We start from the raw sequence: 23,400 nt of genomic DNA, 5'->3' as shown, positions 1-23,400 counted from the left end.
CCAACGAAAGGGATACCGATGCTATTTCACATGTCGATCGCGGCGCACGATCCGCAACACGTGGCCCAGGTACTGGCCGAGCTCTGGGGCGGCGAGGCGTTCCGCTTTCCGCCGATCTCCGACAACGGCTGGATCGCCCTGGCCGGCGACGCGCGCGGGACGGCGCTGGAGGTCTATCCGATCGACGTGGTGCTGCGCGAAACGGAAGGCGACGCCGACGCCCACGGCGAGCACACCGGCCAGCCGGCCTTCACGGCCACCCATGCCGCCGTCGCCACCGACCTCGACCTGGAAGCGGTGATGGCCATCGCCGCCCGCGAGGGCTGGCCGGCCAAGTACCGCAAGCGGGGCGGCCTGTTCGGCGTCGTCGAGATCTGGATCGAAGGCCGCCAGATGATGGAGATCCTGACGCCCGAGATGCAGGCCGAGTACCTGGCCTGCATGAACTTCGAGGCGTGGCGCGCCATGAGCGCGGCCATGGGCGCCCGCGCCTAGGCCTTGATGTTCAGCACCGAGGCCGACGGCGTCGATCCCGACGCGCCGGACGGCGTCTGGACGTCGGCGGTGGCGTCCGGACCCTCGACGGCCTTGGCGGCTTCGGTCAGGTCCTTCCGGGCGTCCTCGACCTCGTCGGCCGCGCCGTCGTGCCTGGACTTGTCGAGCAGCTTCTTCAGTTTCGCTTCCTGCACGGCCGTGTCGTACATCTGCTTGGCGGCGCCGGCGAAGGTCTTGATCTCCTCCATGTAGAGATCGGCCACGAAGCGCGGCTTGGCGCCGGTCAGGATCATCGGCGTCGCGGTCTCGGCGGCGGCCGCCTCCGGCGTGACGGCTTGAGCCTGCGGGTCCGTGGCCGGCGCGGCGTCGACGGGCGTTCCGTCGGGCGCGACCTGCGCGCCTTGGGCCGCGGCGGCGGCCTGCGGATCGGCGGACTGGTCCGTCGCCTGGGCCGGGTTCTGGGCGTTCGCCTGGGCGGCGGCGTCGCGACCGTCGGCGGTGGCGGCCGCGTAGTCCTTGGCCACCTGCGAATACTGCTTGTAGAGGTGGGCGGCGGCCTTGGCCCGTTCGACCGGGTCGCGGATCAGGGTCAGGGCGATCAGCGCCTTGCTCATGTCCTTCAGCTTCTCGGCCACGTCCTGACCGGGCGCGCGGGTCTCCTTCGACGACCCGAAGGTCGAGGCCGCGTCCTTGGCCGACGCGGCGCCCGAGGTCGGCTTGGAGGCGTCGGCGCCGGCGGGATCGCCGATGGGCGTCGGGGTCTTGGCCAGGGACGCGGCCAGGGAGGTCGACGTGACGTTCATCGCTTTCGAATCCTACGCGGGCGAACTGGGCGCACCCTAGCAGGCCCGCGTGACGGCATCATGCTCGCGGCTCAGCCCAGCGAGGTCTGGATCGGCACGCCGCCCTTGATCGCCAGGGTCACAGGGGTGCGCTCGGCGATGTCGGCCAGGCGGGCGCGCTGGGCGTCGTCCAGCGGACCGGCGGGGACCACGACGCGCTCGATCCGGGGCGGGGTCTCGCCGCCGTGGTAGTGCAGCCGGACCTCCAGGCTCTCCAGCGGCCATGCCTTGTGCTCGGCGTACATCTTCAGGGTCATGGCCGTGCAGGCGCCCAGGCTGGCCAGCAGCAGGTCGAACGGGGCCGGACCGACGTCGGCCCCGCCGTTGCGCGGCGGTTCGTCGGCGGTCAGTTCGTGGCGGCCGGTGGTGATCTGGGTGACGTAGCGAACGTCGCCGATGCGGGCGGTGGCGGCGGCCATGGCGGCTCCTTGCGAAACGGGAGCCGCATCCTGCCGCGAGTCGGCACGAGGGCGGGGACATGCCCTCGGGCGTGTCCCCAGATTTCGCGCGGAGCCAGGCGGTTGGGGACACGCGCAAGCGCATGTCCCCGGTCTCAGATCGTCGCCCGCGAGCGCTCGTCCGCGCCGATCAGGGCGTCGGCCACGACCCGCAGGCCGCGCTCAAGCTCGCCCCGCTCGGCGGTGGCGCCCAGGCAGATGCGGACGCCGGTCTCCAGGCCCGGGGCGACGATCGGGGCGCCGGGCGGGGTCAGTTCGACGCCGCCGCGCAGGGCCCGGCCGGCGACGCGCTCGGCGTCCAGCTCGGGCATCGGCAGCCAGACGTGCGGGGCGCTGGGCGAGGCCGGCGCCTCGATCGCCGCGCCCAGGACCTGGCGCGCCAGGACCATGCGGGCGGCCATCTCGGCGACCGACTCGGCGGCGATCTGGTCGGCGACGCCCTCCTCGATCCACTGGGTGGCGATCAGACCGCCGAAGTTGGGCGGGGCGTAGGCCAGGGCGCGGACCGCGCGCAGCACCCGGTCCAGGGCCTCGCCCGGGGGCGTGACCAGGAAGCCGGTGCGCAGGCCCGGGGCCAGCGACTTGGACGCGCCCGAGACATAGAAGGTCCGCTCCGGGGCCAGCACCGCCAGGGGCGGCGGCGCGCCGGGGGCGTAGACGGCGTAGATGTCGTCCTCGACCAGCCACAGGTCGCGGGCCCGGGCCACGGCCACGATTTCGGCCCGCCGCGCGGCGCTCATGATCCGGCCCGTGGGGTTCTGCAGGGTGGGCTGCAGGGCGACCACCCGGGCGGTCCCGCGCGCGGCGGCCGCGTCGAGGGCGTCGGGCAGCACGCCGTCGGCGTCCATCGGCAGGCCCTCCAGGCGATAGCCGGCGTGCTCGGCCAGCGCCTTGACGCCGTAGAAGGTGGAGGACTCGCACAGCACCGTGTCGCCGGGCCGGGCCACGGCCCCGAAGGCCAGGTTGAGGGCCTGCTGGGCGCCGGAGCAGACCACCAGCCGCGTCCAGTCGGCGCCGGCCAGGCCCGCGCTGCGCGACAGCCAGGCGGCCGCCGCCCGGCGCTGGGTCTCGAGGCCGGCGGGAGGCGCATAGGCCAGGTGGTCCAGCAGGTCGGCGCGCCGGCGCAGGCGGCCCAGGGTCTCCGACAGCCGCGCCTGGGCGGGCGCGAGGGGGGCGATGTTGCGGGCCAGGTCGATCGGACCGTTCGCCGCCGGTTCGGGCCGCGCGCCGCCGGGCCCGCGCACGAAGCTGCCGCGTCCCACATGGCCCTGGATCAGCCCGGCTTTCTCGGCCTCGACATAGGCCCGGGTCACCGTGCCCAGGCCCAGGCCCAGGCGGTGGGCCAGGTCGCGCTGCGGCGGCAGGCGCGCGCCGTCGGCCAGGGCGCCCGAGGCGATGTCGGCCCGCAGGGCGTCCAGCAGGCGCTCGTACAGCGGCGCGTCGCCCGGCGGCAGGGTCGGGGTCCAGCCCGCCATGCGTGTCTCCATAATTGTCATGGTGACAATATAGGTTTTGACTCATGATGCAATTGGCAAGATGACCGTGACATTCCTTCTCCCAATGGTCTTAGGGGAGTGTCCGCCATGACCGCTCAATTGCTGCTCGCCTTCGTCCTGTTCGCCTTCGCCACCGCCGGCACGCCCGGCCCCAACAACATGATGCTGCTGGCCTCGGGCGCGAATTTCGGCTTCCGCCGCACGGTGCTGCACATCCTGGGCATCAGCGCCGGCCTGGGCGTGATGGTGGCGGCCATGGGTCTGGGCCTGGGCGGGGTGTTCAAGGCCTTCCCGGTGCTGCACGACGCGCTGAAGTGGGTGGGCGGGGCCTACATGCTGTGGCTGGCCTGGAAGATCGCCACGGCCAAGGGCGTGACCGACAAACAGGCCGGCTCCCAGCCGATGACCTTCCTGCAGGCCGCCGCCTTCCAGTGGGTCAATCCCAAGGCCTGGGCCATGGCCCTGACCGCGGCCACCACCTACATGGCCGACGGTTCGACGAGCGCGGTGTTCCTGGTGGCCGGGACCTTCATGCTGGTGGGCGCGCCGTGCAGCGCGGCCTGGGCGGGCTTCGGCCGGGGCCTGCGGCCGTTCCTGGACCGGCCCAAGGTGCTGCGCGCCTTCAACCTGACCATGGCGGCGCTGCTGGTGGTGTCGCTCTATCCGCTGGTCGTCGAGACCCGTCCGGCCGGCGTCACGAAGGAAGCGCCGCGCCTGCTGGCCGACCTGCCGCCGACGCCGCGCTGGTCGTCGCGGGGCTGAGGCAGATTGCAGAAACTTAAGTCGACGCCGGCGGACGGCTGAGCTCTGGTGCGGCCACGAAAATCCGGAGCCGTCCATGTCCCTCGCCGTCCGTTCCGCCTTTCTCGCCGTCGCGCTGCTGGCCGGGAGCGGCGCCGCCGCCCAGGCCGCCGTCACCGCCGTGCCGGTCGGCCAGCCCCTGGCCCGCTTCGCCAACCTCAAGCCCGGCGTGCACCGCTATCTGCGCTTCAAGCAGACCGGCGACACCATCCGCGTCGCCGACGTCTGGACCCGCGAAATCCGCTTCGAGGACCAGGACGGCAAGCGCCGGATGCACATCGTCCAGCACTGGGACGGGGTGGGCGCCACGCCGTCGGACCGCCAGCTGGACAGCTGGTTCGAGGTCGGCACCTTCCGTCCCCTGAGCCACATCCGCCGGTCGCAGAAGGACGGCGTCTCCAAGGTCGAGGGTTTCGTCTTCCAGCCCGACCGGATCGTCGGGATGAAGGATCTGGCCGACAACGCCGCCAAGGACTTCGACGTCGCCTCGCCGCAGCCCAGCTTCAACTTCGAGACCGACATGGAGTTCATCCAGGCCCTGCCCCTGGCGGCGGGCTACGAGGCCAGCATCGTCTTCACCCACCCGGGCGGCGGGCCGCCGGCGGCCTATGTCTTCAAGGTGGCGGGTTCGGAGACGCTGGACCTGCCGGGCGGCGGCAAGGTCGACTGCTGGCTGGTCACGGCCGACTACAACCGCCCGGAGACGCCGGTGACGCGTTTCTGGTTCGCCAAGGGCAGCCAGGTGATGATCAAGCAGCTTTCGCCCCTGCCGGACGGTTCAGGGGTGATCGGGAAAACCTTGCTCTATTGATCAATTTGAACCGCTCATCCAGGCATTCGCCGGGATGAGCGGATTTGGGGATGGGTGAGGGGGCTTGCCTGGGAGAGCGCATCAGCCCCAGATCGAACCTCCACACGAGGTCCCGCCCATGCGCCCGTTTCTGCTCGCCGCCCTGGCCGTCGCGATCGCGACGCCCGCCCTGGCCCAGGACCTCAAGGTCACCGTCCAGGGGCGCGATAGCGTGACCCTGACGCCGGCCGACCTGAAGGCCCTGCCGCGCGCCAAGGCGACTTTCACCGCCCACGGCAAGCAGATCACCTACGAGGGCGCGGTGCTGAACGCGGCTCTCAAGCAGGCGGGCGTGGTGTCGGGCGACCGGCTGATGGGGCGCTATCTGAACCAGGTGGTGGTCGCCAAGGGCGCGGACGGCTTCACCGCCAGCTATTCGCTGGGCGAGACCGACCCGATCTACCGGACCAACCCGGTGATCATCGCCGACAGCAAGGACGGCCAGCCGCTGGACGCCAAGGAGGGGCCCTACCGCCTGGTCGTCGACGGCGACCTGCGCCCGGGGCGCTCGGTGCGGCAGGTGGTGTCGGTCGAGGTGAAGGCGGTTCCGTAGATCGGCGAGCCCCTAAATCGTTGTCATCCCGGAAGCCCCGCAGGGGCTGTCCGGGACCCAGGGGACTGGGCTGATGCTTTGCGGTTCCCCTGGGTCCCGGACAAGCGCTCCGCGCTTTCCGGGATGACAACCGTTTGGGGGAAGTTGACCCCTAGCTCTGCACCGGCCCCAGATAGTCCAGCTTGCCGATCTGCACGCCCTTGTGGCGCAGCACGTCGTAGGCGGTGACCACGTGGAAGAAGAAGTTCGGCAGGGCGAAGCCCAGCAGATAGTCCTCGCCGGTGAAGGTCAGGGTCCCGCCGGGCAGCTTCAGCTCGACGATGCGGTCCTCGCTGCCGTCGAAGGCCTTGGGATCGACGCTCTGGATGTAGGCCAGGGTGTCGGCCACGCGCTTGCGCAGCTGGGCGAAGCTCGTTTCCTCGTCGGGCATGGCCGGGGCCTCCACGCCGGTCAGCCGGGCCACCGCGCCCTTGGAGGCGTCCGAGGCGCGCTGGATCTGGCCGGACAGCGGCAGCATGTCGTCGGTAAGGCGGGCGGCGACCAGGTCGTCCGGGTTCCAGCCCTGGGCCTTGGCGTGGGCCTCGCCCTTCTCGAGCAGGGTGGACAGGACGTTGAGGGCGCGCACGAAGACGGGAACCGAGGCGCGATGCATCGACAGGGGCATGGAGAGCTCCGAAGGAAAGCGCGGCGTTGGGGGATGGATTTGGCCGCGGTCGGGAGATGGGGGCGCAAGGTCGAGCTTTACAGGGTCGCGAAGGCCGTTCCGACCCAAGGGGTGACGCGGGGCGTTCGGAGCGGTAGAGAGACCGCCCATTCTCCCTCAGCGTGACATCTCCCCTTGCGACTGCCCCAGGCCCGCCTCGACCAAGTTCTCGACCGCTTCCGTGAAGTCGAAGCCCGCATGGGCGCGGCCACCGACGGGGCCGAGATCGTCAAGCTCTCCAAGGAGCACGCCGAGCTGCGCCCGGTGGCCGAGGCCGTCGAGGCCCTGGCCAAGCTGAGCGCCGAGCGCGCCGAGCTGGAGGAGATGGCCGGCGATCCGGAGATGGCCGCCATGGTCGCCGACGAGAAGGCGGCCCTGGACGAGAAGCTGCCGGTCATGGAGCGCGAGCTGGCCCTGATGCTGGCCCCGCGCGACAAGGACGAGAACGCCTCGGCCATCCTGGAAGTCCGCGCCGGCACGGGCGGCGACGAGGCGGCCCTGTTCGCCGGCGACCTGTTCCGCATGTACCAGCGCTACGCCCAGCTGCAGGGCTGGCGGGTCGAGATCGACAGCGTCTCGGAAGGCGAGATGGGCGGCTACAAGGAAATCATCGCCTCGGTCACCGGCGACGGCGTGTTCGGCCGCTGGAAGTTCGAGAGCGGCGTGCACCGCGTCCAGCGCGTGCCGGCCACCGAGGCCCAGGGCCGCATCCACACCTCGGCCGCCACCGTCGCGGTGCTGCCCGAGGCCGAGGACGTCGAGATCGAGATCAACGAGAGCGACCTGCGGATCGACACCTACCGCTCGTCCGGCGCCGGCGGCCAGCACGTCAACAAGACCGACTCGGCCGTGCGCATCACCCACTTGCCCACGGGTGTGGTGGTGACCAGCTCGGAAAAGTCGCAGCACCAGAACCGCGCCCGGGCCATGAAGAACCTGAAGGCGCGCCTGTACGACATGCAGCGCGAGGCCTTGGACACCGCCCGCTCGGACGCCCGCAAGAGCCAGGTCGGCAGCGGCGACCGCTCCGAGCGCATCCGCACCTACAACTTCCCCCAGGGCCGGGTCACAGACCACCGCATCAACCTGACGCTCTACAACCTGGCCAAGGTGATGGAGGGCGACGCCCTGGACGACGTGATCAAGCCGCTGATCGCCGAGGACCAAGCCGCGCGCCTGGCCAGCCTGGAAGAGGGCGGGTTCTAGGGCCCAGCCCTAGAAGTTCGACACCGACCATCCGACGTTCAGCGTCGCCAGGGCCAGGCCGGCCGTGAAGCTGACGTCGGCGCCGGACACCGTCGGGGTCTGGGCGTTGGTGATCGGCTGTTCCAGCGCCGTGACCAGACTGGCGTTCTGGATCGTCCCGCCCAGGGCCCGCAGTCCGGCCAGCGACACCGTCACGTCCATGGCGGCGTTCGAGGGCTGGTAGACGCGAAGGATCAGGTTCCCCGGATTGGCTTCCGACGGCTTGACGGCGGTCAGGATCGGGGCGGCGCTTCCCGAGGCCGCGCTCACCGAGGCCAGCGAGACCGCGGCCGGCAGCTGGTTGGTCGAATTGCCCGGCGCCACCAGGGCGGTCAGCGGGGTGGTGTAGCCCAGGGCCTCGATCAGCTGGGCGCCGTTGCCGGGGTCGGCCTTGCCGTTGCTGTCCACATTGATGCCGGTGGGCACGCGGAAGGCGTATTCCATCGTGTGGACGTCGGGGTCGATGCCGCCGGGCGGCAGGGGCAGCTGGCACCAGCCGAAATAGTTCTGGCCGGGATTGCGGGCCAGGCCGCCCACCAGCAGCGCGCTGTTCTGGGCGCCCTGGCCCCAGGCCGGCATGGCGCCGTGATAGATCGCGGCCAGCGGCGCGCCCGTGGTGGTCTCCGGGATCAGGAAGTCGTGCGTGGCCTGCATCGACGGCCCGTCCCAGTAGCGGACCTGGACGGCGTCGTCCCAGTGGTAGGGCGTGCCCTGGACGATCGCGTCCACCTCCGCCCCCAGCTGGAACATCGTCATGGCCGAATAGTTCAGCGGACAGGCGCCCGTGGTGCGCATGCGCACGAACGGCTCGTCGGCGACCAGTAGATATTCCACCACATAGGGGTAGTCGGCGTCGGCCACCCTGCAGGTCAACTCGGCCTGCAGGCGCACGCGCAGCGGGCCGGTCTCCAGCACCTGGAGCCCGGTCACCGTCGTGGTGACGTTGGTGTCCAGCGTCAGGGCCGGATAGCCCTGTCCCTGCTCGGGGGCGTAGCGGTAGTTGTTGCCGTCGGCGTCGTTGTAGAACCCGATCTGGTTGGACGTCCCGCCCAGGATGTTGGCCTGGGGATCGCCCGACTGCAGGTCCAGGATCGTGTCGATGGCCCAGGCCGAGGCCGCGCTGACCTCGACCGAGATCAGGCTGTTGGCCAGGACGTAGGAGTCCCCGCCGTTCGAGGTGGTGATGGTCGCCTCGGACGTCGCGGACGCGGTCTCGGGCGACAGGTAGCAGGTGGTGTAGCCCAGGCTCTCGCCGGTGGCGGCGAACAGCAGGCCGCCCTCGGCGCTGGGCTGCAGGGGCACGTTGCCGGATGGGGTGCGCACGCTGGAGAAGAACGACGGGTCCAGGGCCGACGGGACCGTCAGCTCGACCAGGCCGCTCCTCTGGAAGCCCAGCTGGTTGAACACCACGATCGGCAGTTCGTCGGACTGCGGCGCGGCGTCGACCTGGGCGGCGATCTCGCTCATGGCGTCGAGACGCAGCCCCTCGGCGCCGGTGCGGGCGGCGGCCAGTCGCGGCAGCTGCTCGCCGCGGTAGACGTAGTCGGCCGCCGTGCCGGTGATGAAGTCGTGGTGGGTGCTGGGCGCCAGGCCGAGCCACGCCTCGCGCAGGGCCGAGGTGCGGGCCTGCAGCTCCACCGTCCAGGCGCCGCCGCAGCTTTTGGCGTTGCGGGCGCCGGCGATGACCCCGAAGATCTCGGCGCCCAGCAGGGCGCGGGTGGCGTCGTTGTGCAGGCGCTTGATGCGCGGCCGGGTCTGGTAGCAGCCCGAATAGTATGGCTGGGGCCGGAAGGCCTGGGGCGCGCCCAGCAGGCCGCTGTCGACGATGGCCTGGATGTAGTCGTCGAAGGTGCCCGCCACGGCCACCACCGCCGAGCCGCTCTCGTTCCAGATCTGGGCGCAGGCGGCGGTGTCGACGGGCAGGGCGAAGTCGGTGCCCACCGGCACGTAGAGGAACGGGGTCACCGACGAGGGCGCGTTGGCGGTGATGTAGCTCTGGATCGCGCTGACGGCGTTCTCCGTCGTCAGGTTCGAGCCCTGGCCGTAGCCGTTCTGCATCCAGTGGGCCACCGCCGTGGAGCCGTCGCGCGCGCCCCAGATGAACTCGGTGCCGTTGTCCGTCATCCATTGGGCGGGCGACGGGCCCTGGCCCTTCAGCGGCGGGATGTTGGTGGGCGCCCCGCCGGCCACCCGCTCGAAGGTCACGCCCTGGAAGCCCATGGCCGTCAGCATGACCGGCAGCTGCGAGTCGTGGCCGAAGTCGTCGGGCACGTAGGCGTGCTTGGGGAACAGGCCGTAGGCCTGCTGCACCCAGTTCGTGCCGGTCAGGTAGTTGCGCAGGAAGGCCTCGCCGTGCGGCAGCAGGCTGTCGGGCGAGGTGACGCCGCCGCCCAGGATCTCGACGTTGGTCCCCGCCTGCTTCAGCACCCCGGCCAGCTGCGGATTGGCCTCGGTGAAGGCCTTCAGGAAGCCCATCTCGCAGATCGAGTAGAAATAGGCCGGGTTGGGCGCGCCGTTCGGAACCAGGAAGCCGGACGCCTGGCTGAAGATCGTGAAGGCGTCGCCGCCGGTGGCGCTGAAATAGGTGAAGCCGTTGATGTCGTAGGGCGGGTTGTTCGAACAGAGGGCGGTGAAGGGAAGGATCCAGTCCCAATCCAGGTGGGGCGTGGTGCAGAGAATGACCTTGCTGATCGTCACGCCCAACTTCGTCATGGGTCTGCTCCTCGAGGGTCCAGGGACGGATCGTTCGCTGTGATGGCCTTCCAGGGGTGTTCGAGCGGGCCGGCGCGCGCGACGGGGCGCCGTCGTGGTCACGACGCGGCCGTCTTCGGGCTCGGTGGGAAATTCAACCCCAGATAAGCATTATGCTTGTCTGGGTTGAGTTGGTCAATCGGCTTGCGGCGGACCTAGAGGGTCTTTTCCAGCACCACGAACGACAGCTCGCGCTGCGGCTTGCCGAAGCGCTCGCCCACGGGGAAGGGCTTGGTCTCGCCGGTCAGGGCGTAGCCGCGGCGCTGGTACCAGGCGATCAGGGTGTCGCGCAGGTGGACGACGGTCATGCGCACGCGCTTGGCGCCGAGACCGGCCGCGTAGGTCTCGCCATGGGCCAGCAGGGCGCGGCCCAGCTGGCGGTCCTGCAGGTCGGGCCGGATGGTCAGCATGCCCAGGTACCATGCCGGTCCCCCTTGGGCGTCACCTTCAGCGACGTCGCCGTCCGGCTCGATCCAGACGCAGCCCAGCAGCGGGCCGTCGGCCTCGTCGCGCAGGGTCAGCAGCACCGCGTCCGGCGCGTCGGCCAGGTCCTGCTTCAGGCTCTCCAGGTCGATGCGCTGGCCGTCGATATAGCCGGCCTCGGTGGTCCAGCCGGCCTGGGCGCCCTGGCCTCGGTAGGCGGAGTTGACCAGGGCCACGATGGCGGGGAATTCGGAGTCGAGGGCGGGGGCGAAGATCATGGCCGCACACTTAGGGGCGCGACCCGCGTTCGCCAAGGCTCAGCTGGGCGGCGGCGTGGGCGGAGCAGGACCCTTGGGCTTGCTCCAGCCGATGGCGTGGCCCCAGTAACGGCCCGACACCCGTTTCACCGTGCCCGCCTCGCGCTGGATGAACTCCCAGGGGTGGAAGGCCAGGCCCACGGTGTCGGCCATGGCCGCGCCGCGCTGGCCCATCGGCTTTTCGGGGCCGGTGGTGGAGTCGATGGCCGTCTGGTGCTCGATCTCGGCGTTCAGCTCGGCCCCGACCAGCACGGTCATGATCGAGAACCACATCCAGACCATGAAGGCGATCACCGTCCCCAGCGGGCCGTAGGTGGCGTCGTAGTGGGCCACGCGGTTCACATAGACCGAGAAGCCCAGCGACCCGCCCAGCCAGGCCGCCGCCCCGAACACCGAGCCCCAGATCACCCAGCGCCAGCGCGGCCGGGCGCGGCAGGGGGCGAAGCGGTAGAGCATGGCGAAGGCGAACGCCGTCACGCCCAGCACGATCAGCCAGCGCAGCGGGATCCAGAACACCGCCGCGGCGGAGAGGCCGATCCGGTCGAACACCACGGGCGCGGCGATCAGCACGCCGGCCAGGACGACCGCGTAGATCAGGGCGCAGAGGGTGAAGGCGTAGGTCCAGAGCGTCTTGGTGACGTAGTTGCGCTTCTCGTCCTCGTCATAGGCGATGTTCAGCCCGTCGAAGAGCGCCTTCATGCTGGCGTTGGCGCTCCAGATCGACAGCAGCAGGCTGACCACGAAGGCCACGCCCAGCTTGGCCTGTTCCTGGCTGGCCAGGCGCAGCATCTGCTCGCCGACGATGTTGACGACGCTGGCCGGGAAGACGGTCGACATGTCCTGCAGCTGCTTCTCGACCGCCGCGACGTCGGCGAACAGGCCGTACAGCGACACGAAGGCGCCGATGGCCGGGAAGATGGCCAGCAGGGTGTAGAAGGTCACGCCGCCGGCCACGGCGGGCAGGCGGTCGACGCTGATCTCGCGGAAGGTGCGCCACAGGATGTCGCGCCAGCCCAGGACGGGGATGCGGTGCGGATGCCGGGCGGCGCGGCCGCGCATCGGCTCGGCCTTGTCGAACTCCTGCGGCGGCATGGCCCGGTCCTCGGAGAGGCCCGGCGGATGGTCCAGCTGGGTCTCGTTGGGCGCCAGGGCCGGTCCGCGCCGCGGCAGGACGAAGGGGACCAGGGCCAGCAGGGCGATCCAGGGCGCCAGATGATAGGGCCGCGAGGCGATCCACGACCGGATGGGGCGTCGCGGAACGGTGTCGGTCATGGTCTGGCCCTCCGCTGGAGGAACACGCGCGGCGCCGCTCCGTTCCGCCCGAACGCACGGATCGCGACCTCGCCGAGCCCGCGTCTTGCCAAGCCCCGAGTCGTCGCCGACCTTGCGCGCCATGCACGCCCGGATCGCCAGCCTCTACCGCCACCCCGTCAAGGGGTTCACGCCCGAGCGCCTGGCGGGGGCCGAGCTGGTCGCGGGCCGATGCTTCCCGTGCGACCGGCTGTACGCCGTCGAGGACGGCCCCAGCGGCTTCGATCCCGAAGCCCCGGGCCACATCTCGAAGATGCGGTTCACGGTGCTGGCCAAGATCCCGGCCGTGGCCAAGGCCCGCACCGCCTATGACGAGGCGAGCGGGGTGTTCAGCGCCCGCGCCGAGGGCCGGCCGGACTTCGCCGGCGACCTGCGCGGGGCCGACGGACGGCGCGGCTTCGAGGCCTGGCTGGCCGGCCTGTTGGGCGACGAGGCCCAGGGCCCGCTGCGCGTGGTCGAGGGGCCGGGCGACCACCGGTTCATGGACAGCCGCAGCGGCTATGTCTCGATCGTCAACCTGGCCAGCGTGCGCGACCTGGAGGCCCGGCTGGGCCGGCCGGTCGATCCCCTGCGCTTCCGCGCCAACCTCTATGTCGAGGGCTGGCCGGCCTGGGCCGAGAACGACCGGACCGGCCGGGCGATGAGGGTGGGCGAGGCGAGGGCGGAGGTGCTGAAGCCCATCGTCCGCTGCGCCGCCACCCACGTCGACCCGGTCACCGCCGAGCGCGACATCGAGATCGTGAAGGCCCTGTTCGACCACTACGGCCACATGCTGTGCGGCGTCTACCTGCGCGTGGACGAGGGCGGGGCTGTGCGCGAGGGGGACGAGGTCAGCCTCGCCTGACGAAATTTGAACACCGAGAGGTCGCCTCCGCGCGCGAGGCGGAGTAAGACCCCGCCTCATGACCCTGACCCTCGTCAAAGCCTGGAACGCCGCCAAGGATCGTCTGAAGTCCGTTCAGATCGACCAGCCGGCCATCGACGCCCGCCTGCTGCTGGAGGTGGCCGCCGACGTCACCCGTACCGACATCATCAGCGATCCCTACCGCGTGCTGACCGACGCCCAGATGGCGACCCTCGAGGACTTCCTGAACCGCCGCGTCGCGCGCGAGCCGGTCAGCCACATCATCGGCCGCAAGGGGTTCTGGAAGATCCTGCTGCAGGTCAACAAGGACGTCCTGACCCCGCGCCCCGAGACCGAGGTCATCGTCGACGAGGTGCTGAAGGCCTTCCCCGAGGCCATGAGCTTCAACATGCTGGACCTGGGCGTCGGCTCGGGCACGATCCTGCTGGCGGTGCTGGCCGAGCGCCCGGCCGCCAAGGGCCTGGGCATCGACGTCTCGGAGGAGGCCCTGGCCGTGGCCCGCGAGAACGCCGCCAACCTGGACCTGTCCGGCCGCGTGGCCCTGCTGCGCGGCGACTGGACCAACGGCCTGGGCGACGAGAGCTTCGACCTGGTGGTGTCCAACCCGCCCTACATCGCCACCGACGTGATTGAGACCCTGGAGCCCGAGGTGCGCGACCACGAGCCGCGCCTGGCCCTGGACGGCGGCCCGGACGGCCTGGACGCCTATCGCTTCCTGGCCGGCGAGATCCTGCGGGTGCTCAAGCCCGGCGCGATGTTCGCCGTCGAGATCGGCTACGACCAGGCGGAGGCCGTCGAGGCCCTGTTCAAGGCGGCCGGCGCGAAGAACGTGCGGACCATCAAGGATCTGTCGGTCAACGACCGCGTTGTCACCGGTACGAAATAGCCGTTTTGAAAAATTCCTTGGAAACCCTGTCGTGAGGCGGTAGACGAATAACGTCTCCTTCCAAAACGCCGGGTGACGGGAACAGCGATCGTCTCGATGATCGCGATACTCCCCTGGCAGGCGCGACCGGCCGACCCGGCTGATCGCCGCGCCCGAACCGGGCGGAGGCTCTACGGAAACCAGCGTCTCTAGAACATCGAAGGCAGGACCCAACACGGTTCCACTCCGCTCCAGAGGCCAAACACCGGACGCGTCGATCGCCGCCGGACAGGTTCAGAAGAGAAGATGAGAGATTTCAAGGGCATGAAGCGCCAGCGCGGCCGCAACAATCGCGGCGGGGCGGGTAGCGGCGGTAAGCCTCAGCAGCACAACGCCAACCGGGCCTTCGATTCGAACGGCCCCGAAGGCGTGAAGGTGCGCGGGGCGGCCCAGAGCGTCTACGAGAAGTACCAGCAGCTGGCCCGCGACGCGACGTCGTCCGGCGACCGGGTCCTGGCCGAGAACTACCTGCAGCACGCCGAGCACTATTTCCGGGTCCTGCGCGCCATCCAGCCGAATCGTCCGGTCAGCGACATCATCGGCAAGGACGCCTATTCGGCGTACGAGATCGACTTCGAGGCCGAGCCCGAAGAACAGCCCGAAACCCCCGAGGCGACCCAGACCGAGGCTCCGGCCGAGGGCGAGGGCGGCGAAGGCCAGGGCGAAGGCCGCCGCGACCGGTTCGAGAACCGTCCGCGCGAGGATCGCCCCCGTGATGATCGTCCGCGTGACGGGCAACGCGACGACCGTCCCCGCGACGGCCAGCGCGACAACAACCAGAACCGCGACCGTGACCGCGACGGCCAGGGCCGCCGCGACCGCTGGCGCGACCGCGACGACCGCCCCCGCGACGGCCAGCGTGACGATCGTCCGCGCGATGATCGTCCCCGTGACGACCGCCCGCGCGACGACCGGCCTCGCGAGGATCGGCCCCGTGACGACCGTCCCCGCGACGATCGTCCGCGGGAAGACCGCTTCCGCGACGACCGTCCCCGCGAGGACCGCCCCCGTGAGGATCGACCCGCCGCCGAGGGCGAAGGCCAGGCCCGCGAGGGCGGCGAGGGCCGCCGCGAACGTCCGCGCCGCGACCGCGCCCCGCGCGACCGCGATCCGATGGCCGTGATCGAGCCGCAGGCCACGCCGCTGACCGCCGAGGCCCCGGCCTCGCCGCTGCTGCGCGGCCAGGACGGCGACGTCAGCCACGCCCCGGCCTTCCTGGGCCGCAAGTCGCCCCGCGCCGAGGCTCCCGCCGACGCCGCGCCGACGGCGCCGACCTCGGACGAAGGCGAGGCTCCGGCCAAGCCCAAGCGCCGCCGCGCCCCGCGCAGCTTCGAAGGCAGCGCCGCGCCGGAGTCGGAAGAGGTCTGAACCTCTCCACCGATCGCCTGATCTTCAGTCATCCCTCGGCCTCGCCGGGGGATGACGTCGTTTTGGGCGTCCCCCATTGCGTTCGACGCCAAACCCCGCCTAGCCTCGCGCCCAACAACATTAGGGGGCGACCGTGCGCGGCAAGACCAAGACCTTTCTCCTGACGGCGGCCGCCTTGTCGGCGCTTGTCGCGCCGGCCCTGGCCGCGACCTCCGCCAAAGCTCAGTCGGCGGATGAAGCCGCCTTCCGCGGGCTCTACAAGGAGCTGGTCGAGATCAACACCACCGCCTCGGTCGGCAGCTGCACGGCGGCGGCCCAGGCCATGGGCGCGCGGCTGAAGGCGGCGGGCTTCGCCGACAGCGACGTGCAGGTGGTCTTCCCCGACGAGCACCCCAAGGCCGGCGCCCTGCTGGCCACCCTGCATGGCAAGGACCCCAAGGCCGGGGCGATCCTGCTGATGGCCCACATCGACGTGGTCGAGGCCAAGCGCGAGGACTGGGAGCGCGATCCGTTCAAGCTGGTCGAGGAGAACGGCTACTTCTACGCCCGCGGCGCCAGCGACGACAAAGCCATGGCGGCGATCTTCACCGACAGCCTGGTCCGCTACAAGCAGGAGGGCTTCAAGCCCAAGCGCGACATCAAGCTGGCCCTCACCTGCGGCGAGGAGGGCGGCCAGTTCAACAGCGTGCCCTGGCTGCTGGAGAAGTATCCGCAGGCCATGAAGGCCGACTTCGCCCTGAACGAGGGCGACGACAGCCAGCTGGACGAGAAGGGCCAGCCCCGCCTGCTGGGCATCCAGGTCGGCGAGAAGGTCTATATGGACTACACGCTGGAAGTGACGAACGCCGGCGGCCACTCGTCGCGCCCGATCAAGGACAACGCGATCTACCACCTGGCCAACGGCCTGGCGCGGCTGGGCGCCTACGACTTCCCGATCGCCCTGAACGACGCCACCAAGGGCTATTACGAGCAGAACGCCAAGATCGAGCCCGATCCCGAGGTGGCCGGCGCCATGCGCGCCATGGTCGCCAATCCGGGCGACGCGGCGGCCGCCGCCATCCTGGCCCGCGACCCGGGCCGCAACAGCATGATGCGCACCACGTGCGTGGCCACCATGGTCGAGGCCGGCCACGCGCCCAACGCCCTGCCGCAGCGCGCCAAGGCCAACGTCAACTGCCGCATCCTGCCGGGCAACGACCCCAAGGTCATCCGCGACCAACTCCAGGAGATCGTCGCTGATCCGGCCATCAAGATCACCCTGGCCCAGGACCCCGATCCGGTCAGCCCGCCGCCGCCGCTGACGCCCCGGATCATGGCCCCGGCCACCAAGGTCGCCGCCAAGATCTGGCCGGGCGTCCCGTTCATCCCGGCCATGCTGACCGGCGCCACCGACGGCCGCTTCACCAACGCGGCGGGCGTCCCGACCTACGGCCTGTCGGGCCTGATGGCGGGCGTGGACGGCGACCACATCCACGGCCTGAACGAGCGCATCCAGGTCAAGGCCCTGATGAACGGCCGCCAGTTCCTGTACGAGGTGGTCAAGCTGTACGCGGACGGGAAGTGACCCGCCCCGCGCGCTTTCCCGATATCGGGTGAACCCTGATCTGTTCGGGCCCGGGCCGCGCCGATACAATCGGTAGCGGTTCTGGCTCGTGCTGGAGAGACATCATGCGTCGCATCTTTTCCCTCGGCCTCGCCGCCCTGGCGCTGTCGGCCTGCGCGTACAATCCCGAGCTGGGTCGTCAGCAGATGACGATCGTCGACGACTCCAGCCTGACCAAGGCCGGCGAGCAGGCCTGGAACCAGGCCCTGACCAAGAGCAAGGTCAGTCCCGACAAGGCGGCCAACGCCCGTGTCCGCGCCGTGGGCCAGCGGGTGGTCAACGCCGCAGGCCTGGGCGACCGGCCCTGGGACTACGCGGTGTTCGAGGACGCCTCGCCCAACGCCTTCGTGCTGCCCGGCGGCCATGTGGGGGTCACCACGGGCCTGTTGAAGATCGTCGACAACGACGACCAGTTGGCCGCCGTGATCGGCCACGAGACCGGCCACGTCGTGGCCCACCACGCCGCCGAGCGCCAGTCGCAGAACATGACCTCCAGCCTGCTGCTGGGCGTCCTGGGCGCCTATGCGGGCGGCGACACGGGGCGGGCGATCTCGACCTACGGCGGCGACGCGGCCAAGTACGGCATCCTGCTGCCGTTCTCGCGCAAGCAGGAACTGGAGGCCGACCGCCTGGGCGTCGACTACATGCAGCGGGCCGGCTATCGCCCGCGCGAGGCGGTGACCCTGTGGGAGCACATGCAGGCCCAGGGCGGGTCCGGCACGCCGCAGTTCGCCTCGACCCACCCGTCGGACGCCACCCGGATCGCGGCCCTGCAAAACTATATCGTCCAACGCGGCTGGTGAACCTTGTGTGGCTGATCGGCCACACCTAAATCCCTGTCCGAGGTCGTTCGTGCTCGATGGAGGCGAACGGCCCAAATCCGCCTTTGGAGGGGATACCGTATGAAGATCGATCTCTATTCAGACCGCGCCAAGTCCGCGGTCCAGTCGGCCCAGAGCCTGGCCCTGGCCAAGGGGCACCAGCAACTGGGGCCCGAACACCTGCTCAAGGTCCTGCTCGAGGAGAAGGACGGCCTGAGCCGCACCCTGATCCAGAACGCCGGCGGCCGGCCCGACGCGGCCGACGCGGCCGTGGACGCCCTGCTGGCCAAGACCCCGCGCGTCGACGGCGCCGGCGGCCAGCTCTACATGAAGCCCGACACGGCTCGCGTCTTCGACGCGGCCGAGACTGGGGCGAAGAAGGCCGGCGACGCCTTCGTCACCACCGAGCGCCTGTTGATCGCCATCGCCAAGGAAGGCGGCGACGCGGCCAAGATCCTGAAGGACGCCGGGGCCACGGCCCAGGGGCTGGAGACGGCCGCCGCGGCCATCCGCAAGGGCCGCACCGCCGACAGCGCCTCCAGCGAGGACGGCTATGACGCCCTGAAACGCTACGCCCGCGACCTGACCCAGGCGGCCCGCGACGGCAAGATCGACCCGGTGATCGGCCGCGACGAGGAAATCCGCCGCACGATCCAGGTCCTGTCGCGCCGCACCAAGAACAATCCCGTCCTGATCGGCGAGCCCGGGGTCGGCAAGACCGCCATCGTCGAAGGCCTGGCCCAGCGCATCGTCAACGGCGACGTACCCGAGAGCCTGAAGGACAAGAAGCTGCTGTCGCTGGACATGGGCAGCCTGATCGCCGGCGCGAAGTATCGCGGCGAGTTCGAGGAGCGGCTGAAGGCCGTCCTGGGCGAGGTCACGGCCGCCGAGGGCTCGATCATCCTGTTCATCGACGAGATGCACACCCTGGTCGGGGCCGGGAAGGGCGACGGGGCGATGGACGCCTCCAACCTGCTCAAGCCCGCCCTGGCGCGCGGCGAGCTGCACTGCGTGGGCGCCACCACGCTGGACGAGTACCGCAAGCACGTCGAGAAGGACGCGGCCCTGGCCCGTCGCTTCCAGCCGGTGTTCGTGCAGGAGCCGACGGTGGAGGACACCGTCTCGATCCTGCGCGGCCTGAAGGAGAAGTACGAGGTGCACCACGGCGTGCGCATCAGCGATTCCGCCATCGTCGCCGCCGCCACGCTCAGCAACCGCTACATCGCCGACCGCTTCCTGCCCGACAAGGCCATCGACCTGGTCGACGAGGCCGCCAGCCGCGTGCGTATGGCCATCGACTCCAAGCCCGAGGAGCTGGACGAGATCGACCGCCGTCTGGTGCAGCTGAAGATCGAGCGCGAGGCCCTGTCGAAGGAGACCGACCAGGCCTCCAAGCAGCGCCTGGAGAACCTGGAGGTCGAGATCGACGACCTGCAGTTCCGCAGCGACGAGATGACCGCCCGCTGGAAGGCCGAGAAGGACAAGGTCGGCGGCGCCGCCCAGGCCCGCGAGGCCCTGGACCGCCTGCGCGCCGACCTGGCGACCGCTCAGCGCGCCGGCGACTTCGCCCGCGCGGGCCAGATCCAGTACGGCGAGATTCCGGCCCTGGAGCGCCGCCTGGCGGAAGCCGAGGCCGGCGAGACGGGCGGGGCTGAAAAGGCCCTGACGCCGGAAGTCGTCGACGCCGAGCAGATCGCCGCCGTCGTCAGCCGCTGGACCGGCGTGCCGGTCGAGAAGATGCTGGAAGGCGAGCGCGAGAAGCTGCTGAAGATGGAAGACCAGCTGCGCGGCCGCGTGGTGGGTCAGGACGAGGCGCTGGAAGCCGTGTCGGACGCCGTCCGCCGCGCCCGGGCCGGCCTGCACGACCCGTCCAAGCCGATCGGCTCGTTCCTGTTCCTGGGCCCGACGGGCGTGGGCAAGACCGAGCTGACCAAGAGCCTGGCCGAGTTCCTGTTCGCCGACGAGCATGCGATTACCCGCATGGACATGTCGGAGTACATGGAGAAGCACTCGGTCAGCCGCCTGATCGGCGCGCCTCCCGGCTATGTCGGCTACGACGAGGGCGGTGCGCTGACGGAAGCGGTGCGCCGGCGTCCGTACCAGGTGGTGCTGTTCGACGAGATCGAGAAGGCCCACCCGGACGTCTTCAACGTGCTCCTTCAAGTGTTGGATGATGGCCGCCTCACGGACGGCCAAGGCCGGACGGTCGACTTCAGGAACACCCTGATCATCATGACCTCCAACCTCGGCGCCGAGTACCTGGCCAACCAGGAAGACGGCGAGGACGTGGAGGAGGTCCGGCCGATGGTGATGAACACGGTGCGCGGCCACTTCCGCCCCGAGTTCCTCAACCGGATCGACGAGATCATCCTGTTCAAGCGCCTGTCGCGCGCGAACATGGGCGACATCGTCCGCATCCAGCTGCAGCGGGTCGACAAGATGCTGGCCGAGCGCCGCATGACCCTGGCCCTCGATCCCGAGGCCCTGCGGTGGCTGGCCGACAAGGGCTACGACCCGGTCTACGGCGCGCGCCCGCTCAAGCGCGTGATCCAGAAGGACCTGATCGACCCGATCGCCAAGAAGCTGCTGGCCGGCGAGCTGGAGGACGGCGGGGTGATCTCGGTCGGCGCCGGCGCCGACGGCCTGAGGATCGGCAAGGCGACGCTGCAGTAACGCTGCGTCACCGCCGAATCTGGAACGGGCGCGTCCGATGGGCGCGCCCGTTTTTTCTGTCTGGCGAAGAGCGGAAAAGAGGTCCAGGATGACCTCTCAGCCCTCACATATCGCAAATATTTATCGGGAACCTTTGGCCGGTTTGCGCGTACGCGCGCGTTACTAAGAAGCGGCGTAGAGATGTTCGTGAGAATGGCTAAGTCTGTCTAGAACAGGCCCAGAATTCGCCTCTTTCGAATGTCGGTTTTCAACTGACGAAGCGCCGCTGCTGAACTGTCGAACGGTTCAGCTTGGTGCTCGGAGTTGAAACAAAGGTGGAAGGGTGTCCCATGATTAGCGTGAATTATAGGATGATGATGGTGAGCGCTCTGGTGGCTGGCGGCCTGGCGGTCAGCGGCTGCGCGACCAAGGGCTACGTCAACGATCAGGTCGGCGCGGTGAACACGCGGGTCGACAGCACCGACAGCAAACTGGCCGAGGTGGACCGCACCAGTCAGGAAGCGCTGAAGCGTGCGACCGACGCCGGCAAGCTGGCGGAAGGCAAGTTCCTGTACTCGGTGGTGCTGAGCGACGACTCGGTGAAGTTCCCCACCAACCAGCATGAGCTGTCGCCGGAAGCCGAACAGCGCCTGGCCGACTTCGCCAGCAAGCTGAAGGGCGACAACAAGAACGTCTATCTCGAGATCCAGGGCTTCACCGACAACACCGGCGACCCGAAGTACAACGAAGGCCTGGGCGGCGAGCGCGCCGAGACGGTGCGCAAGTTCCTCAGCAAGCAGGGCGTGCCCCTGAACCGCATGGCCACCATCTCGTACGGCGAGGACGATCCGGTGGCCCCCAACGACACCCCCGACGGCCGCGCCCAGAACCGCCGCGTGGTGATCCAGGTCCTGGCCTAGCAGGTCCTGAACGCGATCATCGCCCTGCGTCCGGCTGGGCGATGATCCCTTCTCTCCGCTCGTCCTGACGAACATCGGGACCCAAGCCGGTTTTCCGGACCTGTCGTGGAGGCGGGTCGGGATGGGCGGCCTGGGTCCCGACCTTCGCCGGGGCGGGCGGATTTTTATGGGCGTCAGCCGATCGTGGCGGGCTTCAGCAGGTCCTCCAGGCCGATCCGGCGATACATCTCGGCCCGCACCCTGTCGGCCACGCCGTTGACGACCTCGGCGCCGTCCTGCGACGGGTCGATGTGGACGCGGAACGGACGCTTGCCGAACTCGGTGTCGACCACCTTGGCGATGGCCCGCGCCACCTCGCCCGCGTCGGCGTCGGCCGGCTCCAGGGCGGCCAGGCCGTCCAGCGCCATCTTGGCGACCCCGGCATAGGGGCCGTCCTCGTACTCGGCGGCCCGCGCGGCGTCGGCGGGCTTGCCGGAGTGGGCGAAGTGGTTGGTGCCCTGGGTGAAGGCGCCGGGCACGATGATCGAGGTCTCGATCCCCCAGCGCGCCAGTTCGGTGGAGTACGACACCGCCAGGCTGTCCATCGCCGCCTTGGCCGCGAAGTAGGGCGACAGGTAGGGCGGCGTGCCGCCGCGCGTCGAGCTGGACGAGACCCAGACCACCAGCCCCTTGCCCTGCTTGCGCAGCTGCGGAAGGGCGGCGCGGTTGACCCGCTGGGTCGACAGCACGTTGACGTCGTAGAGCTGGGCGAACTGCTCGGGCGTGAAGGCCTCGGCCGGGCCGAAGCTCATGTGGCCGGCGTTGTGGACGATCACGTCCAGGCGGCCGTTGTCGGCGATGATCCTGGCGATCCCGGCCTCGACCGAGGCGTCGCTGGCGACGTCCAGCTCGACCGTGCGCAGGTCGACGCCGTTGTCTCTGGCGTAGGCGGCGATCTCGGCGACCCGCGGCGCGTTGCGGCCTTCCGTCTCGCGCATCGAGGCGTAGACGGTGTGGCCTTGGCGGGCCAGGGCCTGGGCGCTGAGCAGACCGAAGCCGCTGGAGGCGCCGGTGACGACGATGACTTGGTTCTGGGTGGTCATTGGACTTGTCCTTGAAGGGGTGTGTCGGGGAGGGGCGTGAAGGCGGGGTGGGGGATCAGATGATCCCGCCGTTGGCGCGCAGGGTCTGGCCGTTGATCCACGAGCCGTCGGGGCCGACCAGGAAGGCGATGGCGGCGGCGATGTCCTCGGGCTGGCCCAGGCGTTCCAGCGGGGCCAGCTTGGCCAGGTGGTCGATCACCGCCTGCGGCTTGCCGTCGAGGAACAGCTTCGTCGCGGTAGGGCCGGGGGCGATGGCGTTGACGGTGATGTTCCGGCCGCGCAGCTCCTTGGTCAGGATGCTGGTCATGGCCTCGACCGCCGCCTTGGTCGCCGCGTAGACGCCGTAGGTCGGCTGCAGCAGGCCCACCACGCTGGATGAGACGTTGACGATCCGCCCGCCGTCGCGCAGTTGCCGGGCCGCCTCGCGCAGGGTGTTGAACGTGCCCTTCAGGTTGACGGCGATCTGGCTGTCGAACAGGGCGTCGTCGCTGTCGGCGATGGTCGCCAGCTTCATGATCCCGGCGTTGTTGACCAGCACGTCGACGCCGCCGAAGGCCGTGCGGGCGGCCTCGAACATCTTGCGGACCGCCTCGGGGTCGGCGATGTCGGCCTGGTGGGCGACGGCCTTGCCGCCGGCCGCCTCGATCGTGCGGACCAGGTCCTCGGCCGGCTGGGCCTTGCCGGCGTAGTTGACGACGACGGTGAAGCCGTCGCGGGCCAGGCGTTCCGAGACCGCGGCGCCGATGCCGCCCGAGGCGCCGGTGACGATCGCTACCTTGTTGCTTTGGTTGGTCATTTCGTCTCTCCAGGCCGACACTGCGTCGGCTGTGAGGAGAAGATGAGCCTTTGACGGACGGAGATAATCAGCCGATATTCGACAACATTATTCAGAAATGCGAATAATGGAGACGCCGTCCTG

The 23,400-nt window shown here is 70.0% G+C and carries 21 protein-coding genes; 12 read left to right on the top strand and 9 right to left on the bottom strand.

The window, feature by feature from the left end; all coding sequences use genetic code 11:
• Nucleotides 1–30: 30 nt before the first annotated feature.
• A complete protein-coding gene (locus tag BR39_RS0116585) occupies nucleotides 31–495 on the top strand; it encodes a hypothetical protein (RefSeq protein ID WP_197026720.1) in 465 nt (154 codons plus the stop codon).
• Here BR39_RS0116585 and BR39_RS0116580 read toward each other — a convergent pair.
• The 3 genes from BR39_RS0116580 to BR39_RS0116570 all read right to left on the bottom strand — a co-directional run bounded on the left by BR39_RS0116580 (nucleotide 492) and on the right by BR39_RS0116570 (nucleotide 3,270).
• Entirely contained in the window at nucleotides 492–1,298 is an 807-nt protein-coding gene (locus tag BR39_RS0116580; RefSeq protein WP_029914168.1) for a hypothetical protein, read from the bottom strand. The genes BR39_RS0116585 and BR39_RS0116580 overlap by 4 nt on opposite strands.
• A gap of 71 nt (nucleotides 1,299–1,369) precedes the next feature.
• A complete protein-coding gene (locus tag BR39_RS0116575) occupies nucleotides 1,370–1,756 on the bottom strand; it encodes an OsmC family protein (RefSeq protein ID WP_029914166.1) in 387 nt (128 codons plus the stop codon).
• A 134-nt stretch (nucleotides 1,757–1,890) separates the two neighbouring features.
• The gene (locus BR39_RS0116570) at nucleotides 1,891–3,270 is read right to left on the bottom strand and encodes a PLP-dependent aminotransferase family protein (RefSeq protein WP_029914164.1); all 1,380 of its coding nucleotides are present in this window, start codon (nucleotides 3,268–3,270) and stop codon (nucleotides 1,891–1,893) included.
• Between the two features lie 108 nt (nucleotides 3,271–3,378).
• On the opposite strand from BR39_RS0116570, the gene BR39_RS0116565 reads away from it, so the two are divergent.
• The 3 genes from BR39_RS0116565 to BR39_RS0116555 all read left to right on the top strand — a co-directional run bounded on the left by BR39_RS0116565 (nucleotide 3,379) and on the right by BR39_RS0116555 (nucleotide 5,495).
• Nucleotides 3,379–4,053, top strand: coding sequence for a LysE family translocator (locus BR39_RS0116565; protein WP_029914162.1), 675 nt, complete (start codon nucleotides 3,379–3,381; stop codon nucleotides 4,051–4,053).
• A gap of 76 nt (nucleotides 4,054–4,129) precedes the next feature.
• Nucleotides 4,130–4,903, top strand: a complete 774-nt coding sequence (locus tag BR39_RS0116560) for a hypothetical protein (protein ID WP_029914159.1) — start codon at nucleotides 4,130–4,132, stop codon at nucleotides 4,901–4,903.
• A gap of 118 nt (nucleotides 4,904–5,021) precedes the next feature.
• Nucleotides 5,022–5,495 (top strand): molybdopterin-dependent oxidoreductase, encoded by a 474-nt coding sequence (locus BR39_RS0116555; protein ID WP_029914157.1) that lies wholly within the window; start codon nucleotides 5,022–5,024, stop codon nucleotides 5,493–5,495.
• Between the two features lie 151 nt (nucleotides 5,496–5,646).
• On the opposite strand, the gene BR39_RS0116550 is transcribed toward BR39_RS0116555, so the two are convergent.
• Nucleotides 5,647–6,159, bottom strand: coding sequence for a DUF1993 family protein (locus BR39_RS0116550; protein ID WP_029914156.1), 513 nt, complete (start codon nucleotides 6,157–6,159; stop codon nucleotides 5,647–5,649).
• A gap of 174 nt (nucleotides 6,160–6,333) precedes the next feature.
• Here BR39_RS0116550 and prfA point away from each other — a divergent pair, with 174 nt between their 5' ends.
• Nucleotides 6,334–7,404 (top strand): peptide chain release factor 1, encoded by a 1,071-nt coding sequence (gene prfA / locus BR39_RS0116545; RefSeq protein WP_029914154.1) that lies wholly within the window; start codon nucleotides 6,334–6,336, stop codon nucleotides 7,402–7,404.
• Nucleotides 7,405–7,413: 9 nt separating this feature from the next.
• Here the strand turns inward: prfA and BR39_RS0116540 are convergent, their stop codons facing one another.
• The 3 genes from BR39_RS0116540 to BR39_RS0116530 all read right to left on the bottom strand — a co-directional run bounded on the left by BR39_RS0116540 (nucleotide 7,414) and on the right by BR39_RS0116530 (nucleotide 12,206).
• Nucleotides 7,414–10,155, bottom strand: coding sequence for a glycosyl hydrolase-related protein (locus tag BR39_RS0116540; RefSeq protein WP_029914152.1), 2,742 nt, complete (start codon nucleotides 10,153–10,155; stop codon nucleotides 7,414–7,416).
• A gap of 194 nt (nucleotides 10,156–10,349) precedes the next feature.
• On the bottom strand, nucleotides 10,350–10,895 hold the full coding sequence (locus BR39_RS0116535) for a GNAT family N-acetyltransferase (RefSeq protein WP_029914150.1): 546 nt from the start codon (nucleotides 10,893–10,895) through the stop codon (nucleotides 10,350–10,352).
• Nucleotides 10,896–10,934: 39 nt separating this feature from the next.
• Nucleotides 10,935–12,206, bottom strand: coding sequence for a YihY/virulence factor BrkB family protein (locus BR39_RS0116530; protein WP_035018565.1), 1,272 nt, complete (start codon nucleotides 12,204–12,206; stop codon nucleotides 10,935–10,937).
• Between the two features lie 121 nt (nucleotides 12,207–12,327).
• On the opposite strand from BR39_RS0116530, the gene BR39_RS0116525 reads away from it, so the two are divergent.
• The 7 genes from BR39_RS0116525 to BR39_RS0116495 all read left to right on the top strand — a co-directional run bounded on the left by BR39_RS0116525 (nucleotide 12,328) and on the right by BR39_RS0116495 (nucleotide 21,399).
• On the top strand, nucleotides 12,328–13,089 hold the full coding sequence (locus tag BR39_RS0116525) for an MOSC domain-containing protein (protein WP_029914145.1): 762 nt from the start codon (nucleotides 12,328–12,330) through the stop codon (nucleotides 13,087–13,089).
• 58 nt (nucleotides 13,090–13,147) lie between these two features.
• Complete coding sequence (prmC, locus tag BR39_RS0116520) at nucleotides 13,148–13,996, top strand: peptide chain release factor N(5)-glutamine methyltransferase (RefSeq protein WP_029914143.1); 849 nt, start codon at nucleotides 13,148–13,150, stop codon at nucleotides 13,994–13,996.
• A 285-nt stretch (nucleotides 13,997–14,281) separates the two neighbouring features.
• The gene (locus BR39_RS0116515; protein WP_029914141.1) at nucleotides 14,282–15,403 is read left to right on the top strand and encodes a DUF4167 domain-containing protein; all 1,122 of its coding nucleotides are present in this window, start codon (nucleotides 14,282–14,284) and stop codon (nucleotides 15,401–15,403) included.
• A gap of 133 nt (nucleotides 15,404–15,536) precedes the next feature.
• A complete protein-coding gene (locus tag BR39_RS0116510) occupies nucleotides 15,537–16,967 on the top strand; it encodes a M20/M25/M40 family metallo-hydrolase (RefSeq protein ID WP_029914140.1) in 1,431 nt (476 codons plus the stop codon).
• Between the two features lie 104 nt (nucleotides 16,968–17,071).
• Nucleotides 17,072–17,809 (top strand): M48 family metallopeptidase, encoded by a 738-nt coding sequence (locus BR39_RS0116505; RefSeq protein WP_029914138.1) that lies wholly within the window; start codon nucleotides 17,072–17,074, stop codon nucleotides 17,807–17,809.
• A gap of 99 nt (nucleotides 17,810–17,908) precedes the next feature.
• On the top strand, nucleotides 17,909–20,500 hold the full coding sequence (gene clpB / locus BR39_RS0116500; RefSeq protein ID WP_029914136.1) for an ATP-dependent chaperone ClpB: 2,592 nt from the start codon (nucleotides 17,909–17,911) through the stop codon (nucleotides 20,498–20,500).
• Nucleotides 20,501–20,829: 329 nt separating this feature from the next.
• A complete protein-coding gene (locus BR39_RS0116495) occupies nucleotides 20,830–21,399 on the top strand; it encodes an OmpA family protein (protein WP_029914134.1) in 570 nt (189 codons plus the stop codon).
• Nucleotides 21,400–21,572: 173 nt separating this feature from the next.
• Here the strand turns inward: BR39_RS0116495 and BR39_RS0116490 are convergent, their stop codons facing one another.
• Together BR39_RS0116490 and BR39_RS0116485 are read right to left on the bottom strand one after the other, a co-directional pair.
• Entirely contained in the window at nucleotides 21,573–22,481 is a 909-nt protein-coding gene (locus BR39_RS0116490) for an SDR family oxidoreductase (RefSeq protein ID WP_029914133.1), read from the bottom strand.
• 55 nt (nucleotides 22,482–22,536) lie between these two features.
• Nucleotides 22,537–23,277: an SDR family oxidoreductase gene (locus BR39_RS0116485; RefSeq protein WP_029914132.1), complete on the bottom strand. Its 741-nt coding sequence runs from the start codon at nucleotides 23,275–23,277 to the stop codon at nucleotides 22,537–22,539.
• Between the last annotated feature and the right edge of the window lie 123 nt (nucleotides 23,278–23,400).

The sequence above is a fragment of the Caulobacter sp. UNC358MFTsu5.1 genome, from assembly GCF_000712075.1.
Classification (GTDB): domain Bacteria; phylum Pseudomonadota; class Alphaproteobacteria; order Caulobacterales; family Caulobacteraceae; genus Caulobacter.
The sequence above is the reverse complement of the archived record's forward strand: the minus strand, read 5'-3'. Positions and strand labels throughout refer to the sequence as shown.

Excerpts from the sequence above, each read along its gene's own strand:
- BR39_RS0116585 (WP_197026720.1), top strand. The coding sequence starts at position 31 with ATGTCGATCGCGGCGCACGATCCGCAACACGTGGCCCAGGTACTGGCC.
- BR39_RS0116580 (WP_029914168.1), bottom strand. The coding sequence starts at position 1,298 with ATGAACGTCACGTCGACCTCCCTGGCCGCGTCCCTGGCCAAGACCCCG.
- BR39_RS0116575 (WP_029914166.1), bottom strand. The coding sequence starts at position 1,756 with ATGGCCGCCGCCACCGCCCGCATCGGCGACGTTCGCTACGTCACCCAG.
- BR39_RS0116570 (WP_029914164.1), bottom strand. The coding sequence starts at position 3,270 with ATGGCGGGCTGGACCCCGACCCTGCCGCCGGGCGACGCGCCGCTGTAC.
- BR39_RS0116565 (WP_029914162.1), top strand. The coding sequence starts at position 3,379 with ATGACCGCTCAATTGCTGCTCGCCTTCGTCCTGTTCGCCTTCGCCACC.
- BR39_RS0116560 (WP_029914159.1), top strand. The coding sequence starts at position 4,130 with ATGTCCCTCGCCGTCCGTTCCGCCTTTCTCGCCGTCGCGCTGCTGGCC.
- BR39_RS0116555 (WP_029914157.1), top strand. The coding sequence starts at position 5,022 with ATGCGCCCGTTTCTGCTCGCCGCCCTGGCCGTCGCGATCGCGACGCCC.
- BR39_RS0116550 (WP_029914156.1), bottom strand. The coding sequence starts at position 6,159 with ATGCCCCTGTCGATGCATCGCGCCTCGGTTCCCGTCTTCGTGCGCGCC.
- BR39_RS0116540 (WP_029914152.1), bottom strand. The coding sequence starts at position 10,155 with ATGACGAAGTTGGGCGTGACGATCAGCAAGGTCATTCTCTGCACCACG.
- BR39_RS0116535 (WP_029914150.1), bottom strand. The coding sequence starts at position 10,895 with ATGATCTTCGCCCCCGCCCTCGACTCCGAATTCCCCGCCATCGTGGCC.
- BR39_RS0116530 (WP_035018565.1), bottom strand. The coding sequence starts at position 12,206 with ATGACCGACACCGTTCCGCGACGCCCCATCCGGTCGTGGATCGCCTCG.
- BR39_RS0116525 (WP_029914145.1), top strand. The coding sequence starts at position 12,328 with ATGCACGCCCGGATCGCCAGCCTCTACCGCCACCCCGTCAAGGGGTTC.
- prmC (WP_029914143.1), top strand. The coding sequence starts at position 13,148 with ATGACCCTGACCCTCGTCAAAGCCTGGAACGCCGCCAAGGATCGTCTG.
- BR39_RS0116515 (WP_029914141.1), top strand. The coding sequence starts at position 14,282 with ATGAGAGATTTCAAGGGCATGAAGCGCCAGCGCGGCCGCAACAATCGC.
- BR39_RS0116505 (WP_029914138.1), top strand. The coding sequence starts at position 17,072 with ATGCGTCGCATCTTTTCCCTCGGCCTCGCCGCCCTGGCGCTGTCGGCC.
- clpB (WP_029914136.1), top strand. The coding sequence starts at position 17,909 with ATGAAGATCGATCTCTATTCAGACCGCGCCAAGTCCGCGGTCCAGTCG.
- BR39_RS0116495 (WP_029914134.1), top strand. The coding sequence starts at position 20,830 with ATGATTAGCGTGAATTATAGGATGATGATGGTGAGCGCTCTGGTGGCT.
- BR39_RS0116490 (WP_029914133.1), bottom strand. The coding sequence starts at position 22,481 with ATGACCACCCAGAACCAAGTCATCGTCGTCACCGGCGCCTCCAGCGGC.
- BR39_RS0116485 (WP_029914132.1), bottom strand. The coding sequence starts at position 23,277 with ATGACCAACCAAAGCAACAAGGTAGCGATCGTCACCGGCGCCTCGGGC.